Origin of the sequence: uncultured Veillonella sp., from assembly GCF_938010505.1 — a bacterium.
In the GTDB taxonomy this organism is placed as follows: domain Bacteria; phylum Bacillota; class Negativicutes; order Veillonellales; family Veillonellaceae; genus Veillonella.
Genome location: NZ_CALLVP010000083.1, coordinates 1 through 17,058, shown reverse-complemented (window position 1 = coordinate 17,058; position 17,058 = coordinate 1). Strand labels below are relative to the sequence as shown.

Genomic DNA, 17,058 nt, shown 5'->3' with positions numbered 1-17,058 from the left:
AGTATATTTTATGAACTATATATGTATGTTAATGACTGTATGGTTATAGCTTATTCTATAAAAGGAGAGGTTTATGAATATTAACAAGAAATCTTTATTAGTCGCATGTGTGTTAGCGGCTATGTCCACAACTACTTTCGCAGCATCTAGTACAACATCTACTAGTAGCACAACGGTAACAAACCACGATACACCAACATCTACTAGTACACGTGTAACCCGTGAGCAACATACAACGACTACATCTTCTACAACGATTTCTACAACGGAGAAATCCTCTACTAAATCTAGTAGTACATCTGTATCTGTAGGAGCTGGACGATTATCCGACCAAGTAGTAGTACCAATTATTAATCCTCAACAACAACCTCCTAAGGCAATCAAAGCGCTACAAACTGTAGTTGAAAATGATGGATATATTAAGCTTGGACAATTGGCTATGGTTAAACAAAATGGCAAATGGGGTTTGGTTGGTACAGATGGTAAAGTATTATTAGAACCGCAATTTAAAGAAATGTCACCCTCTATTTCGGCAGACGGTACTTTCTTTGTTAGAAGACCAAAAGTTATGGAGCAAATTAAAGGCGATGGTACAGCTGTAGTTGCTACTAGTGAAGAAGCCTATGCGAACTATACTACTGATTTAAAGCTTAGAGAGACTATAGCTGATGCAGCTCTTAATGGTAATGGGGAAAAAAATAATACAACATATGCTAGTGATTCCTATACATCATTCTCTGTAAAAGGCAAATGGGGATTTAATGATGCTTCTGGCAAAACTGTAATTGAACCACAATTTAAAGAGATTTATACTAAGTTTAGTGAGGACCGTGCATTTGTGAAAAATGCAAAAGGTAAAACTGTTGCTATTGATGGCTCTGGCAATACTATTTTTGAAGCACCTACAAATGATCTAAATGAATACAAAAATGGTCTAGCAGAATACAGACGTCATATCAGTAAATTTAACTTTGGAGGTTTACTTGGTTTAGCTGTTGGTATTGGTTTGAGTAATCACGGAGGATTCTATTATGGTGATGCATGGAACCCAGTATATGATGGTGTAAAACGTGGTTATCTTGATCGTAATGGCAATATCATTATTGATAGTAAAAATGATGCAGTATGGCCTATGACAGAATACGGTACATTAGTAAAAAATCAAGGTAAACTTGGTTTTATGAATCGCCAAGGTCAGTACGTAATCCAACCTGGTAATTATGATGCAGGTGTAATGGATACTAGTAGCAGTTTACTTGTATTAAAAAATAAAGATAATGAAAAATTAGGTATTTTTAATGTTGTAACTGGCAAGCAAGTAGTCCCATTTGTATATGATTCTATTAGCTTTGTTAGCCCAACACGAATGTCTGTTGTGAAAGGTGAAAGTACACAATTAATTGATATGACTAGTGGTCAAGTTTTATTTACTACACTAAAAGATATGTCTATTAATGTTTTTGGTGGTCCATATGCATGGGTTCATAAAGGATCTGCCGAATATCAATTAATTGATGAAAATGGTAAGGTTTTATTCCGAGATAAAGATAAAGCAATAAGTGATGTGGGTATGTTTAGACATGGTTATGCACCTGTTAAATCTAAAGGTAAATGGGGTGTTATGAATCCTAATGGTGAATGGATTGTTAAACCAATTTATGATGCAGTAGAAATTTTATAATATTAACCGGCTTTTGAATTTCTATGAGTTGTAACTATTGGTCATAGCTAAAAAATATAAGATAATAGAGTTATACAGGAACTAGCAATGTACATGTATCATGTGTGTTGCTAGTTTTTTATATTATTTGTCTTGTGTATTGCACTGCATAACCATATTAGAGAACCTTCACTATACTTACAAAAGCTTCATTAATACATAGCTAATAATTATAATTAAAAAAATCGATTTACCTAGAAAATATGCCTGTTATAAGGTATAATTATAGAGATGTATTCCAATTTGGTGTAGTTTATACTTTCACTTGGAATATGAGGATGATGAAAGTAATGCTATGAACCCCATGCCCAACGGGTTCAGGTGTAGGAGGTATAAAATGGCTAAAGATTGTTCCTTTGACGTTGTGTCCGAAGTGGATATGCAGGAAGTAGATAATGCGGTAAACCAAGCGAAAAAAGAGATCGGTACGCGCTATGATTTCCGTGGTTCTAAAGCGGAAATTAGTCTTGAAGGTGACACTATCAAAATCATCGGTGATGATGAATACAAATTGAATGCCATTATCGATGTATTAAAAGGCAAGATGGTTAAACGTAATGTAGCGATTAAAAATCTTGACTACGGCAAAATTGAACCAGCTGCTGGTGCAACAGTTCGCCAAATCATTACTATTAAAAAAGGCATTACTAAAGAAAATGCTAAAGAAGTAGTAAAAGCAATTAAAAACATGAAAATTAAGGTACAAGCATCTATCCAAGAGGACCAAGTGCGCGTATCTGGTAAGGATAAAGATGATTTGCAAGCAGTAATTCAAATGTTAAAACAATTGGATATACCTGTAGAATTGCAATTTGTTAACTTCCGTTCTTAATACTATATGTCCATAGGGTAGGTTAGTTAGACTCGTTTGAATCTCTAATACTATCAGTGTAGGAGGCCTTATGAAAGTGGAGGACATGAAGGGTGGCTATACCACAGGTTCATGTGCTACGGCAGGTATGAAAGCTGGTTTATTGGCCCTCTTAGATAAGAATATTGTGGACCAAGTGGTCATTGAGAATCCTCAAGGTCAATATATTGAGGTTCCTATTAAAGCGATAGAGGTTATATCCGATATAGAGGCAAAGGTGACCGTCATGAAAGACGGCGGTGACGATCCTGATGTAACTCATGGCAATGATGTGGAAACGACAGTGACCCTTGATAATACTGGTGAACTGCGATTCCGAGCGGGCTTTGGTGTAGGGACCGTAACGAAACCAGGCCTTGCTATGCCACCAGGAGAACCGGCTATCAATCCAGGACCCCGTACGATGATGAATATCGTCTTTGAAGAGCTATGTGTGCGTGGACAAGGGGTAACCGTTACTGTTAGCGTACCAAACGGTATGGTATTGGCTAAAAAGACATTGAATCACACGCTAGGCATCGAAGGTGGTATTTCTATCATTGGTACTACAGGAATCGTTAAGCCTATGAGTGAAGAAGGGTTCAAGAACTCGTTGGTGCCTCAATTGAAAGTCATGAAGGCCAATGGATGTGAAACAGCTGTTCTCGTGCCGGGCCGTATTGGCCAAGATTTAGCGGAGCAAGTACTAGGTATTCATAAGAACCAAATGGCAGAAACTAGTAACTTTATCGGCTTTATGCTAGAACAAGCCGTACAGATTGGCTTTAAGCGCATCTTGATTATCGGTCATATCGGTAAGTTAATAAAACTGGCAAATGGTAGTTTCCACACCCATAACCGCATGAGTGATGGCCGTATGGAAAGTATCGTGGCTTATGCTGCCTTAGAAGGGGCATCCCAAGCGGTGTGTGAAGAGTTATTTAATTGCCAAACTACTGAGTCTACGTTCCCTATTTTGGAGCGAGAAGGACTGACTGGTGTTTACCAACGTGTTGTAGATCGTGCCTCTCTACGGAGTGAGCGATATATTGCTAATGAAGCAGAGGTAGGCATCATTATAACGACCTTAAAAGGCGAGATTTTGGCAATGGATAAGCATGCAAAAGAGATAGGAGAGCTTGAACAATGGCACATACCTTGTATATCGTAGGCATTGGTCCAGGTAATCCTGATTATGTGGTGCCTAGAGGCCTAAATTTAATTAAACATGCTACAGTATTGGTGGGCAGTGAACGTTCTTTAGAGGACTTTCAAGAACCTGGCCAAATTACATATCCTGTAACGGGTAAGCTCAGCGTATTAGCGGAGCAAATTGAGCGTGAGCTCAACGACTATGACGTTGTAGTTATGGTTAGTGGTGATACAGGCTATTACAGCTTGTTGCCGTACTTAAAGAAAAAATTTACTGCTAACCCTATTGAGGTGGTGCCTGGCATTAGCTCTATGACCTTTGCCTTTGCCCGTCTTAATGAGGTGTGGCATGATGCGGATTTAATGAGCTTTCACGGTCGCCAACCGGCACCAGAGAAACTCGTATATGAAGCAGGTAAAAAGATGGGATTCTTAACGGATCCTGAATATAATCCAGCGCATATTGCGCGTATTTTAATAGATGCAGGCTGGCCCAAAGAAACGAGAGCAGCAGCCCTTGAGCGCTTGAGCTATGATGATGAAAAAATCGTAGACTCCACGTTAGAGGTATTAACTGAGCTCGAAGGCTTTGGTCATTCTGTAATGGTGGTACTAGGATGAGACATTTTTTCGGAATTCCTGATGACGAATTTATCCGCGGCGATGTGCCGATGACAAAATGCGAGATTCGTAAAGCTGTTATGAACGAGGCGCGCATCGAGGAGGATAGCATCGTCCTTGACGTAGGTGCAGGTACGGGCTCTATTTCTATTGAAGCAGCCTTGGCAGCACCTAAAGGGCATGTATATGCGATTGAGCGCTTTGATAAAGGCATCGACCTTATCAATGAGAACATGAAGAAGTTCAATGTAAATAATATGACTGTAATCAAATCCAAAGCTCCTGAAGGCATGGAAGAATTGCCGGAGCTTGATGCGGTTATCATTGGCGGTAGTGCTGGTGGTATGACTGGCATCATGGACGAGGCGCAACGTCTTTTAAAAGTAGGCGGACGTTTAGTTGTAACTGCTGTAACAATGGAAACTGGTTATACAATCCTTAAAGAGTTGAAAGGTCGTCCTTTCACGTATGAAGGGTACCAAATGTCCATCAGCCGTTACCGCAAGGCTGGTCCTTATCATTTGTTAGACCCATTGAGTCCGATTTTCATCGTATCTGCAACGCGTATCGCAGAAGGAGAGTAATATGGTTGACGTACATATCGTAGGCGCAGGCCCTGGGGATCCCGAGTTAATTACTCGTAAAGGGTATCGTTTAGTGCAAGAGGCAGACGTTGTTATTTACGCTGGCTCCTTGGTAAACCCTGCTATTTTAGAGGCTTGTAAACCAAGCTGTGAAATCCATAATAGTGCTACTATGAACCTTGATGAGGTATTGGCTGTTATGAAAGCTTCTGTTGAGGCTGGTAAAAGTGTAGTTCGCCTTCACACAGGTGACCCTGCTATTTACGGTGCTATTCAAGAGCAAATGGATGCACTGGCTGGTATGGGTATCTCTTATGAAGTCGTGCCGGGCGTAAGTTCTTTCCTTGCTACAGCAGCGGCTTTGAAACAAGAATATACACTACCTAATGTATCTCAAACAGTGATTATTACGCGCATGGAAGGTCGCACACCGATGCCTCCAAAGGAAAAATTGCGCATGTTAGCATCTCACGAAGCAACAATGTGTATTTTCCTTAGCGTTCAAATGTTAGATAAGGTTGTAGCTGAACTCATAGAGGGTGGTTATGACAAAACAACTCCAGTGGCTATCGTGGTAAAAGCGTCTTGGCCTGACCAACGCATTATCCGTGGCACATTGGAAACCATTGCGGACATCGTAGCTAAAGAAGGCGTATTGCGCCAAGCTATGATTGTAGTAAGCCATGTATTAGATAGCGAATACGAATTATCTAAACTCTATGACAAAGGCTTCGCTCATATGTACCGCAGTGCTAAGGACTAGTATGATGAAAGAACTAGAAATTGCTGCATCAATGACGGGAGCTAAGAAAAATAGAACGGCTATTCTCTCCGTTTCCGAACGAGGTGCGAAGCTAGGTCAACGTATCAAGTCTTTGGTGGCACCTCATGCGGATTGCTTTGAAAAGGAAAACCGTCCCTCTGGTAGAGAGGCTATCTATTTTGATTCCCTCAAAAATCATATTGGACAGATTTTCAAGGATTACGACCAAGTACTATGTATTATGGCACTCGGTATCGTAGTGCGCATGATTGCACCATATATTGAGCATAAATCCAAGGATCCTGCTGTAGTTGTAATGGACGAAGTAGGACACCATGTGATTAGCTTGTTATCTGGTCACCTGGGGGGCGCCAACGAATGGACGCAGTCCATTTCACTGGCCATCGATGCGGACCCGGTCATTACGACTGCTACGGATGTAAATGGATTGCCAGCGCCTGATGTCTTGGCGCGCCATGAGCATCTGTTAGTAGATGATTTTCAAACCTTAATCAATGTGAACTCTGTCATCGTTGGGGGAGAGCGCGTTGATTATTATATCGATGAGAGCTTACCGAATGCAGAGCATCTAAAGGAGTCTGCTGAAGCTCATATTGGCGATCATGGTACGGTTCATGTTGTTTCTTTGGAGCAACTTGAATCTATTCCATGTAAAAATGATGGTGCTGAAGAGGGTTTTTCTCGTGTGGTGATTACCGATAAGGTAATCACTGAATATAGTCATCAATTGATTTTACGCCCTCGTACATATACGATGGGGATTGGTTGTCGGAGAGATACGCCAAAGGAATTAATTCTTGACGCAATTCAGCAGTCTTTGGCAGAGCATAGGCTTTCACCAAAGAGTATTGTAACGGCCGCATCGGTCATCGTTAAACAAGATGAAGTAGGCCTCTTAGAGGCTATGCAAATTATGGGGTGGCCTATCGTGTTCTATACACAGGACGAGATGGCACCACTCATTGAAGAAGAAGAATTAAAAGAATCTAATTTTGTAAAAGGAACTATAGGAGTAGGAAACGTATGCGAGACAACGGCATTACTAGCGGCCAAGAGCCGAACACTAATACAGCACAAAACAATTTATCCCAAAACAACGGTAGCCATTGCACAGGTAACATCAAAGTAATTGGCATAGGCCCTGGCGATGAAGAGTTTATGACGCCTCAAGCACGCGAAGCTATCTTAGCGGCTGACCGTGTTGTAGGTTATTTGACTTACCTTGACTTGATTAAAGACCTTATCGAAGGTAAAGAAACTGTAGGTACTGCAATGATGCAAGAAGTAGATCGTTGCCAACAAGCCGTTGATTTGGCGGTAGAAGGTCATCAAGTAGTTGTGGTATCCTCTGGCGACTCTGGTGTATATGGCATGGCGGGGCTTGTGTTGGAGCTTGCTAATAAAGTGCCAGCTGAAAAACGTCCTTCCGTAGACATCGTACCTGGTCTTAGTGCTGTAAACGTAGCGGCTTCTGTTTTAGGCGCTCCGTTGATGCATGATTTTGCTGTAATTTCCCTTAGCGATTTGATGACTCCATGGGATTTAATTAAAAAACGTGCTGATCTTTGTGCACAAGGGGACATGGTTATTTCTTTATATAACCCACGCAGTAAAAAACGTGTCACACACTTAGATGAAGTTCGTGAAATCGTTCTTAAATACCGCGACCCTAAAACACCTGTTGGCATTGTGCAAAAAGCAGGTCGTTCAGGTCAACAAATGGTAATCTCCGACCTTGAAAACTTCACAAAAGAAGAAGTAGATATGCAAACACTTGTTATCATCGGTAACAGTCAAACATATGTTGAAAATGGTCGCATGATTACACCTCGAGGCTACAAATTATGATTTGGGTCATCGCCGGTACTTTGGATGGTCGTACCTTAGCAGTAGATATTCAAGAACGGACAGGTGAAGATGTACTTGTTACTGTTGTGAGCCAATATGGAGCAGAGCTTGCTGCTCATAAAGGCATTATCGTACATACGGGTCGTCTTGACCAAGAGGCTATGCAGAACTTAATTAAGGAGCATGATGTGCGCCTATTAATCGATGCAAGCCATCCGTACGCAGCAGTTGTTACGGCAACTGCCCAAGATGCAGCAAAGGCAGTAGGGATACCTTTCGTTCGCTTTGAACGTAAAGAGGTTCCGTTGCCAGAATATGATAAATTACATATCGTAGTGGATGAAGTAGAAGCAGCGAATTTGGCAGGCAAATTAGCAAAGGAAAACAATAACCATGTGTATTTGACTACTGGTAGTAAAACAATGCACATCTTTGCTAAGTCTGAAGCCTTGCGAGATTGCGAAGTTTGGACGCGCATTTTGCCTACGGCGGAGGTTTTACAAATGATGGAAGACCTCAATGTAAGTCCAAAACGCATTGTTGCTGTACAAGGTCCATTTTCTTACGATATGAACCGCATCATGTTCCACGATACAAAGGCTAGCGTTGTAGTTATGAAAAACTCTGGTCTTGTAGGTGGTGCTGATACAAAATTACAAGCAGCTATGGATCTTGGTATCCATGTTATTGTTATCGATCGTCCGCGTGTTAAACTTGAAAGTCACGTGGTATCGTCAAATGATGAATTTTTTAAATTATGGGAGGACACTAATGGATTACGTTAAAAATCCTAAAGCTATTGAAGATAAAAGCATGGAAATCATTTACGATTATGTAAAGGGTTTAGGTTTAACAGATGATGAAGTGCGCGTAGTATCTCGTACAGTACATGCGTCTGGTGATGTCGAATATGCTCAACTCGTAAAAATGAGCCCTGATGCTGTTCAAAAAGGTATTGAAGCATTGGATAATGGTGCAGATATTTATACAGATGTAGAAATGGTTCGTACAGGTATTTCTAAGCCAGCTCTTAAAATTCGCGGTAATGAAGTGCACTGCTTAATTAAAGATGAAAATGTAGCTAAAATGGCTAAAGAATTAGGTGTAACTCGCTCCATCGCAGCTATGCGTACCTTTGGCAAACAATTAGAAGGACAAATCGTTGCTATCGGTAATGCACCCACTGCATTGTATGAAGTATTGCGCCTTGCTCTTGAAGAAGGCATTAAACCAGCTCTTATTATTGGGATCCCTGTAGGCTTCGTAGGTGCTGCAGAATCTAAAGACTATTTGATGGAAGTATCCCCAGTTCCTTACATCACTGTAAAAGGCAACAAAGGTGGTAGTCCAATCGCTGCTTCCGTATGCAATGCATTGCTTTACACAGACGTAAAACGCAATGACATGCTCTTCGTAGAAGGCAAAGAATCTAAATAATACAAAACCCGAATCGTATATGTAGTTTTGCGATTCGGGTTTTACTGTATATATTTTTCACAATAATTAGCTGAACATGGCCAATTATAATGTATTAGATCTCTTAAAATGTAGTTAATTTTTGAGAGGGGGTTCATATGGCATCAAGTAATGAACGAAAATTATTTCGTGTATCAGTGATTTGTATCTTAATCATCGCCGTTATTATGAGCATGATTATATCTCTTATTTGGGGATCAACACCCGTATCATTAGCTGAGATTTGGCATACATTATGGTCTAGTGAGCTAACTGATACATCTTCACAAATTATTTGGAATATTCGATTGCCTCGCAATATTGTAGCTGCGTTAGTGGGGGCTTGTCTAGCTGTATCTGGTGCGATTTTGCAAGCAGTTATGAAAAACCCCCTAGCGGATCCACAAATTGTAGGGGTATCCTCTGGTGCAGGACTAGCTGGTGTTATCATATTTATTTTATTTCCTGGGTATGATCATATAGTTCCTTTAGTGGCTTTTTTAGGTGCTATGGCTGCAGCCCTCATGGTCTATGCACTAGCCTGGAAAAATGGAGTGCGACCTAGTCGTATTATCTTAGCTGGTGTTGCGGTCGCAGCCTTTTTAGGCTCAGGTATTTCAGCACTACTTGTATTCTTCGGTGATCGTGTACAAGGGGCATTGCTTTGGATGGTAGGGGGACTCGCTGCACGCAGTTGGCCTCAGGTAGAAGTGCTGTTTCCATATGCTATAATTGGTCTTATTTTTGCCTGTTTAGGAGCTAAACGACTTACCATTTTAAGCTTAGGTGATGAAACTGCAAAGGGGTTAGGCCTTAAGGTTGAACAAACACGGTTTATTATGACTGCAGTGGCTGCTCTTTTAGCGGCTGGTGCTGTAAGTATAGCTGGGCTTATCGGATTTGTAGGTTTGGTTATTCCCCATATGTTACGTCTTATAATCGGTAATGACTATGCATATTTACTGCCTGGATCCGCATTATTAGGCGCTCTAGTTCTTGTTGTTAGTGATACAATAGGACGTGTTATGTGGAGCCCTATAGAGGTACCAGTGGGCATTATTATGGCATTCTTTGGAGCGCCGTTCTTCTTGTATCTATTGAGGAGGGATAACTAATGAATACCGCTATTGATGTAAAACAGTTATCCGTAACTCTTGGCAATCGTCATATTCTACATGACATTAATGTATCAGTTCCTATCGGTAAAATTACGACATTAATAGGGCCTAATGGCTGTGGTAAAAGTACGCTTTTACGATCTATGATCGGATATATTCATAGCCCTCATGAATGTATTACCATATTTGATAAACCGTTACAATCATATTCTCAAAACAATCTGGCACGGCAAATGGCATTTTTGCCACAAGTACCGAATATGCCAAAGGATATGACTGTAGAAGAATTGGTATATTGTGGACGGTATCCATACCAAACATGGTGGAAAAACACGGCTAAAGAAGATCGTGAGATTGTTGACTATGCGTTACATATCACGAAAACGAATCATTTGCGAGAACAATTAATCCCATCCCTATCTGGTGGTGAACGGCAACGCGTTTGGATTGCTATGGCGCTAGCACAGCAACCAAAATTATTAGTCTTAGACGAACCAACAACATATTTAGATATTAATCACCAATTAGAAATTATGGAGTTATTGAAACGATTAAATAAGGAACAAGATTTAACCGTTCTCATGGTACTTCACGAACTAACACAGGCGGTTCAATATTCACATTATATGGCTGTTATAAAAGAAGGCCATTTAGTAACATCAGGAGAGACAAGTAAAATTATATCGGATGAGTTGTTTAGAGATGTATTCTCTGTAGATGTACAACTTGATACATTTGATAATAAAAAATATGTGCGCGTAAAAGGATTAGTTGAGTAGCTTGATACTAATAGAAAAAGAGGGCATTCCCTATTTGGGGGATGCCCTCTTTCGCATGATATAATATGTTAGAATGTAACATTAATACCGTATGCTTCTTTAACTAAACGTGCCATAGCTTCAGGTGTTTGTAGTCCTGGGTTTAATAGGAATAGTTTAGATGGTAAGTATATTACGCGGTTATTTTGTACGGCTTTTAAATTAGCCCATGCAGGATTATCTGTCATAGCTTGTTTCATAGCTTTTGTAATTTCTTCTTCTTTACCCATTGTAACAACAAAGATAATATCAGGGTTATCTGCAGTCAATGTTTCAAGAGAGTAAGGGACAGTTTTATCCTTAGTTGTGCCTTCTAAGTGGGAGGCAACAACGTTTGTCATACCCAGTTCTTTTACCATAGATGCAGTAACTGCTTCATCAGTTTCGGCAGTTACACCTTTTCCTGTGGCACGTAATACGGCAACACGTGCAGGCTGTTGATTCTTAACAGCATCTTTTACCTTGGTAATATTGCTTTCATAGGTATTAATAACAGATTTAGCCTTATCTTGATGATTGGTTAACTCGCCAAGGAATGTTAACATTGGTACATTATCTTTAATACCATCGTAATCAAAAAGTACGGTTGGAATATTATTAGCTTGTAATTGGGATTCATATTTTTTATGTTGATTTACTAAACCCAATACCACATCTGGCTTCAAGCCTAATAGTTGTTCCATGTTGATGTTTGCAGTTTGACCAAGAGCGGGTAGAGCTTCTAATTCTGGGGCTAATTTATCCGTTGTATTGGCACGGCTAATGGCTTTACCATCGACAGCATAAAGCATAGATAAAACAGAATTAGATAATACAGCAATTTTTTGTGGATCCTTTGGTACAGTATAAGTTTGACCATTAAAGGTCAATTCCTTCGTAGTAGCAGAAGAGCTGGATGTGGTTTTACCACACCCAGCTATTGCTAGTACAACCATGACCAAAGCGAGACTACAAAGTAGTAGTTTTTTCATGATGTACTCCTATGTACGTTATATAACGATACTAGTTAAATTATGGATTGATTATTTTTGTAAAGCGCCCCAAGATTCGTTTGCACGTTCAACAAACAAGTTACGGATATTTTGGTTTTCACCTAAACCATGAAGGTAAGTATCTACTTTGAAGCCTTCTTTTTCAAGGATAGATTTATGGGAATCTGGTTCATCACCAGCCATGTCATTGTTAGCATGGTCGCCTGCAACCATCATGAATGGCATCAATGTAACGTGCTTAATACCATGTAATTTTAATTGAGGGATAACTTGTTCAAGATTTGGAGTACCTTCTACAGTGTAGACAAATACATTTTTCAAGCCAAGAGTATGGATGCGGTCTTGAATTACAGAATAGTAAGCATTTGCAGGATCTGGAGTACCATGAGCCATGATAAGAACAGCATCTTCTTTGCCTACTTTAGGGAATTGAGATTGTACAGCCTTAATTGTTTGAATAACTTCATCAGTTTGGTCTTCTTGACCCATCCAGTACATAAGTGGAGTACCTAATGTCATTTTTTTGAAGTTGTTTTTGTAAAGGTTATAAACAGCTACATCATAGTTATATTCCATCCCAGGAATAACATCCAAAGATGTTAAAGCTATACGAGAGTAGCCTTCAGCTTTTAATTGATCTAATGCTTCTTCCGGAGTAGGATATTTAATGCCTTCTTTTTGCTGGATACGGTCACGAATGATATGGCTTGTGAAAGCAGTTACAACTTTAGTGTTTGGATGTGCTGTTTTAATAGCGTCTACAGTTGCATCAATAGTTTTAGCGCGAGTTTCTTTGTAAGTTGTACCAAAGCTCATAACAACGATAGCATCTTTGTTTTGAAGATTTTGAAGCTCTTTAGTTTCATGTGTGCGAACACCAATAGTAGATGCCTCTTTTAATGCAGGTGTAGGATCTTTTACTTCTTCATTTAATTGATATGCAGCATTAGATACAACAGGTGCACCAAAGGATACCGCAAGACCTAGAATAGCGGATGCTAAAGCTAATTGTTTTTTCATTTCTATACTCCTATTTATAACTATAACTACACTAATATGCAATCATTCACATAGTTCTAATATAATGAGAACTATGGATTCATCGCATATATAACCTTAAATTAATCGTAGCAAAGGGGATAAGGGGTGTCAATAAACCCTATACCCCTAGAAGTATAGAGAAAATAAGAAAGTATTAATAAATTAATGTGATGAATATAGTATGATAGTACATTTTATAATTATATTCTTTTTGGTTATAAGGATATGAATATGTGAATATATAAGTGATTTTATTTGATCTTTATTTAGGCATATTTTGATGGGGCCCCATAACATTACTACAAATATATTAAAAATGATGCCCTATACTTGTTTGCTCCTCGTTCCTGATGTCGCTACACAAGTACAGGGCATCATTTTTATTACTGTAGTTATGTAGGCGTCCCATCAAAATATGATATATAATAAATATAAATATAAAATTTTAGTAAAATAAAATTATCATATAAAAGAGAGAAGGACTATGTTTGTTTTTTTTGAGAGAGAACAAATTCTTTTAAAACAAAATGTATATGATTTATTACATAATACTAGGATAGGTAGAAAAGGATTTGTTTTTATATTAATTGGATTATTCTTTACCTATTTGGTGAGTAATGCCATTATTAATAATATATCGGTAGAGTATATACTTATGTATTATGTAAGATATATGTTTAAGATATTTGGATTGGGACTAACATTAGAATTAAGTAGACGTAGACTACATGATAATGGATATTCTGGAAAATTGTTATGGATATGGGGAATCATCGCCAGTATCATATATACTTATTATGTTTATAACATATATTCTACAGAGGGATTATTTTTGAGTTTTTTTGAACAGATATTTCTCATAGAAATATTGATTATTTTTATTCCAGCAGCATTGTTATTCTTTTTGCCCTCGGAACAATGTTTAAATAAATATGGCGATAACAATGTGCAGATGACTTCTTCTATATATGCAATTGGATATATAGAGACAAAATTCACTTTAAGTAATGAAAAAGGAATTTTAGAATATTTGAGAGATATTTATTTATATCGATCATTTAAAGTAAGTGGTCGAGCAAAGATTATTGAGGCTTTCATAGGTGTAGGGGCACTAGGCACAATAATGGGCTTAAATGTAAATGTTTTGGCACTGCTTCTCATGATAAAAAGTGAAATGGGAATAGCTATTTTAGAGCCTATATCATGGGTGATATTTTATATACTTTATATCTATACACTATTCTCTGTATTTACCTTACTTATTCGACGCCTTCATGATAGTTTGTACAGTGCATTTTGGATATTATTATTAGTAGTTCCTTTCGCCAATGTGTTTATCTTTTATAGACTCTTTATAAAAGGTAGTTGGGATGTTAATAGTATCCAAGAAATTGGTAAATAAATTTATTCACTCAGAGTCTAGAGCGGTGTAGGTGAGGTTTATTGATGCGATAATTAATGAATGAGTGGGCTTTATTTCAGTCTAACATATATAGTTTTAAATATAATTGGCGTCTAGATCGTCTGTCTTATTTCTTTTCACTTTTTATTGTTTTTATAATGTTTGTTATTATGCCTGGTATGATAATAGATAAGTTTAATATCTATAGTGATGACTATATACGGTTGGTTGGAGTAATTGATTATATTGTTGTTATTTTAGCTTTGGCTATTGTCTCTTTACAACGTATTATGGATATAGGACGTTTGTGGCTGTACATTGTGGTATGGATAGGAATTATACTATATTTTCTCTATAATCCAATTGATATCTCAGAAAACGTTATTACTGTTACACGTAATGTGGATTCGATTGAAACTATATTAAATATAAATATAGACTTTATATTCGGTATTCTTTCTACATTACTATTCTTATCTGGAACGCATACATGTAATAAATATGGAGAGGCCAATGGTGTAATTAAAACTAATTGGGGGTATATACATTACCCTTTCCTGGAAAATTGGAATAAATTTAAGGAAGAGTTTTCTTTTTATAAAGTTATACCAATTATTGAGGAAAGTGGATCTTTACAATTATTTAATATATCAAAGCGAGTAAGTCGTGGAGAAATACTATATTACTATATAGGCTATCAATTAATTGTTATATTATTTATCTTATTGATGATCATGATTTCTAGTATTGTACCAAAAAATGAATTTATATCTATTCTATTAGAATATGTATTTGATGTAGCCTATATATGGGTGATTATATATATTGTAAGACTTGGAATCATGAGATTACATGATTCTGGTAGTAGTGCATTATGGTTGTTGGGCTTATTGTTACCATATATAAATATGTATGTAATTTATTTATTATTTGGTAAAGGATCTTGGCGATTTGTAAAAGCGTTTTAAATATACTTTTAATTAGATAGGAAATAATGTATAATATAAAATTTATTAATTTTAGGTATTAGCATATGGCTAATGTATGATGTTTTTCTTATGTATAAAGCAAAGAAAAAATCACAAGTCATAATAGAGTCTATATTGCTTGCTTTATTAATTGTTGGATACTTAATTAATAAATTATATGAACTTAATTATTTTGTATTAGATACATATTTTTATTTAGACTTGGTATTAGTAGTTATTATGTATTTTGGTGTATTATGGTTACATAGATATAGATATAAAAATAATGATGACGAAAGAAAAAAGAAAAGTATAATTAGTTCAATTTTAACAATACATGCAATCATATTTTTATATGGGTTAGTAATTGTTTGGGTTATATTCTTCTAGATTTTAATGGCTTATTAAACTTTAATAAAATGGTGTTGAACATATTGGGGTTCAGCATCATTTTATTGCTTTTGGGGCTTAAGTGTTTTGTTTTTCTGTAGGGTTATTCATCTGCGCTATTTGATTTTGTAGCAATTCAATATTAAATTGATTATTATAATTGTTGATTTTGATATTTTTTCTCATTGACTTCTATAGATTAATCTTGTACTATTATTACATAGTAGTTGATAACAATTTTCAGTTGTGAAAGTTGTTTCATGTATGAGTAATATGGAGGTCACATATGAAAGGCATAATTATTGCATCCTTTGGATCAATTTACCAAGATGCTGTGGAGAAATCCATTGGCAGTATAGAGAAAAAAGTACGTTCCATGTATAGTGATATGGAGGTGCGTCGCGTATTCTTATCTGATGCATTAGTAGAAAAGTGGAATGAGAAATACGAAGATAAGATTTCTTCTTTCACAGAGGCTATGCAAGATTTCGCTCGAATGGGAATCGATGAGGTGTACATTCAACCTATTACATTGGTGGCAGATCAGTGTTACCAACAAATGCGCAAACAAGCATTAAAGTTTTTACATAGCAATGAATATGGTTTTAGCCAGGTGAATATCGGTAAACCATTGCTTACTTCTTTAGGTGTAAAAAATTATGCCGATGATTATGAAGCAACATTAGAAAGTATTGTTCGTCACGTTAATACAAAAGCACTTAATAAATCTGTTGTGCTCATGGCGAATGGTCAAAATCAATTAGAGTTTAGTACATTGCAATTAAAAGCGATGTATGGCGCAGCACCAAACGTAGTAGTATTTACTACAAATGGCTTCCCTACTTTTAAACAAGCGCTTACTTTCTTGGATCGTATGGGGCATAAAGATTTGTTAGTTGTACCATTGGCTCTTATTGGTTCTACTCATTTAATGGATTACCTTGGCGGTGAACGCTCCGATTCCATTTATGCCTTACTCGCTGAAGAAGGCTATAATGTAGATATCTGGAATGAAGGTCTTGGGGAAAACCCATATGTACAAGATTTATTCTTGAAACATTTAGGTCAAGCTATCCGTATGTCTGATCGGAAGCGGCCCATGCCTCGTGAATCTGTAAAACCTGTTATGACAAACTCTCGCTTAGAAGCGCAAGGTTTGATTTCTTAGTACTTGCTATTACATAATTAGACATAAATTACTCCACTCCTTCACTTAGTAAAAATCCTCCTTGTTGGATACCCAATGAGGAGAATTTTTACTTGTACGCCGAATAGGCATGACTAAACCCCCAGTTAAACTGGGGGTCAGTAAAAA

Annotated in this window: 17 protein-coding genes; 15 read left to right on the top strand and 2 right to left on the bottom strand. The window is 37.5% G+C overall.

Annotated features, from left to right (window positions below):
- Nucleotides 1–73: 73 nt before the first annotated feature.
- The 12 genes from Q0507_RS05030 (at nucleotide 74) to Q0507_RS04975 (ending at nucleotide 10,911) form a co-directional block, all read left to right on the top strand.
- Nucleotides 74–1,681, top strand: coding sequence for a WG repeat-containing protein (locus tag Q0507_RS05030; RefSeq protein ID WP_298713294.1), 1,608 nt, complete (start codon nucleotides 74–76; stop codon nucleotides 1,679–1,681).
- 376 nt (nucleotides 1,682–2,057) lie between these two features.
- Nucleotides 2,058–2,552, top strand: coding sequence for a YajQ family cyclic di-GMP-binding protein (locus Q0507_RS05025; protein ID WP_265138844.1), 495 nt, complete (start codon nucleotides 2,058–2,060; stop codon nucleotides 2,550–2,552).
- A 70-nt stretch (nucleotides 2,553–2,622) separates the two neighbouring features.
- Nucleotides 2,623–3,741 (top strand): cobalt-precorrin-5B (C(1))-methyltransferase CbiD, encoded by a 1,119-nt coding sequence (gene cbiD / locus Q0507_RS05020; protein WP_298713291.1) that lies wholly within the window; start codon nucleotides 2,623–2,625, stop codon nucleotides 3,739–3,741.
- Nucleotides 3,717–4,343, top strand: coding sequence for a precorrin-6y C5,15-methyltransferase (decarboxylating) subunit CbiE (cbiE, locus tag Q0507_RS05015; RefSeq protein ID WP_298713289.1), 627 nt, complete (start codon nucleotides 3,717–3,719; stop codon nucleotides 4,341–4,343). The genes cbiD and cbiE overlap by 25 nt, the downstream gene beginning before the upstream one ends.
- A complete protein-coding gene (cbiT, locus tag Q0507_RS05010; RefSeq protein ID WP_298713287.1) occupies nucleotides 4,340–4,927 on the top strand; it encodes a precorrin-6Y C5,15-methyltransferase (decarboxylating) subunit CbiT in 588 nt (195 codons plus the stop codon). Before cbiE ends, cbiT begins: the two co-directional genes overlap by 4 nt.
- A gap of 1 nt (nucleotide 4,928) precedes the next feature.
- Complete coding sequence (cobM, locus tag Q0507_RS05005; RefSeq protein WP_009351723.1) at nucleotides 4,929–5,690, top strand: precorrin-4 C(11)-methyltransferase; 762 nt, start codon at nucleotides 4,929–4,931, stop codon at nucleotides 5,688–5,690.
- Between the two features lie 4 nt (nucleotides 5,691–5,694).
- A complete protein-coding gene (locus Q0507_RS05000; RefSeq protein WP_367268451.1) occupies nucleotides 5,695–6,840 on the top strand; it encodes a cobalt-precorrin 5A hydrolase in 1,146 nt (381 codons plus the stop codon).
- A 29-nt stretch (nucleotides 6,841–6,869) separates the two neighbouring features.
- On the top strand, nucleotides 6,870–7,559 hold the full coding sequence (gene cobJ / locus Q0507_RS04995; RefSeq protein WP_298713373.1) for a precorrin-3B C(17)-methyltransferase: 690 nt from the start codon (nucleotides 6,870–6,872) through the stop codon (nucleotides 7,557–7,559).
- Nucleotides 7,556–8,344, top strand: coding sequence for a precorrin-6A reductase (gene cobK / locus Q0507_RS04990; RefSeq protein WP_298713283.1), 789 nt, complete (start codon nucleotides 7,556–7,558; stop codon nucleotides 8,342–8,344). Before cobJ ends, cobK begins: the two co-directional genes overlap by 4 nt.
- The gene (locus tag Q0507_RS04985) at nucleotides 8,331–8,996 is read left to right on the top strand and encodes a precorrin-8X methylmutase (RefSeq protein WP_298713280.1); all 666 of its coding nucleotides are present in this window, start codon (nucleotides 8,331–8,333) and stop codon (nucleotides 8,994–8,996) included. The genes cobK and Q0507_RS04985 overlap by 14 nt, the downstream gene beginning before the upstream one ends.
- Nucleotides 8,997–9,133: 137 nt before the next feature.
- A complete protein-coding gene (locus tag Q0507_RS04980; RefSeq protein WP_008601262.1) occupies nucleotides 9,134–10,129 on the top strand; it encodes an iron ABC transporter permease in 996 nt (331 codons plus the stop codon).
- Complete coding sequence (locus Q0507_RS04975) at nucleotides 10,129–10,911, top strand: ABC transporter ATP-binding protein (RefSeq protein ID WP_298713271.1); 783 nt, start codon at nucleotides 10,129–10,131, stop codon at nucleotides 10,909–10,911. Before Q0507_RS04980 ends, Q0507_RS04975 begins: the two co-directional genes overlap by 1 nt.
- Before the next feature lie 68 nt (nucleotides 10,912–10,979).
- On the opposite strand, the gene Q0507_RS04970 is transcribed toward Q0507_RS04975, so the two are convergent.
- Together Q0507_RS04970 and Q0507_RS04965 are read right to left on the bottom strand one after the other, a co-directional pair.
- Nucleotides 10,980–11,921 carry an ABC transporter substrate-binding protein gene (locus tag Q0507_RS04970; RefSeq protein WP_298713267.1) on the bottom strand — a complete coding sequence of 314 codons (942 nt, stop codon included), beginning with the start codon at nucleotides 11,919–11,921 and terminating at the stop codon, nucleotides 10,980–10,982.
- A 51-nt stretch (nucleotides 11,922–11,972) separates the two neighbouring features.
- Nucleotides 11,973–12,962, bottom strand: coding sequence for a sirohydrochlorin cobaltochelatase (locus tag Q0507_RS04965; RefSeq protein ID WP_298713264.1), 990 nt, complete (start codon nucleotides 12,960–12,962; stop codon nucleotides 11,973–11,975).
- A gap of 505 nt (nucleotides 12,963–13,467) precedes the next feature.
- Between Q0507_RS04965 and Q0507_RS04960 the strand changes: the two genes are divergently transcribed.
- The 3 genes from Q0507_RS04960 to Q0507_RS04950 all read left to right on the top strand — a co-directional run bounded on the left by Q0507_RS04960 (nucleotide 13,468) and on the right by Q0507_RS04950 (nucleotide 16,911).
- Nucleotides 13,468–14,385: a DUF805 domain-containing protein gene (locus Q0507_RS04960; RefSeq protein ID WP_298713261.1), complete on the top strand. Its 918-nt coding sequence runs from the start codon at nucleotides 13,468–13,470 to the stop codon at nucleotides 14,383–14,385.
- Between the two features lie 56 nt (nucleotides 14,386–14,441).
- Nucleotides 14,442–15,353 carry a DUF805 domain-containing protein gene (locus tag Q0507_RS04955; RefSeq protein ID WP_298713258.1) on the top strand — a complete coding sequence of 304 codons (912 nt, stop codon included), beginning with the start codon at nucleotides 14,442–14,444 and terminating at the stop codon, nucleotides 15,351–15,353.
- A gap of 676 nt (nucleotides 15,354–16,029) precedes the next feature.
- A complete protein-coding gene (locus tag Q0507_RS04950) occupies nucleotides 16,030–16,911 on the top strand; it encodes a sirohydrochlorin cobaltochelatase (RefSeq protein ID WP_008714159.1) in 882 nt (293 codons plus the stop codon).
- Nucleotides 16,912–17,058: the final 147 nt, after the last annotated feature.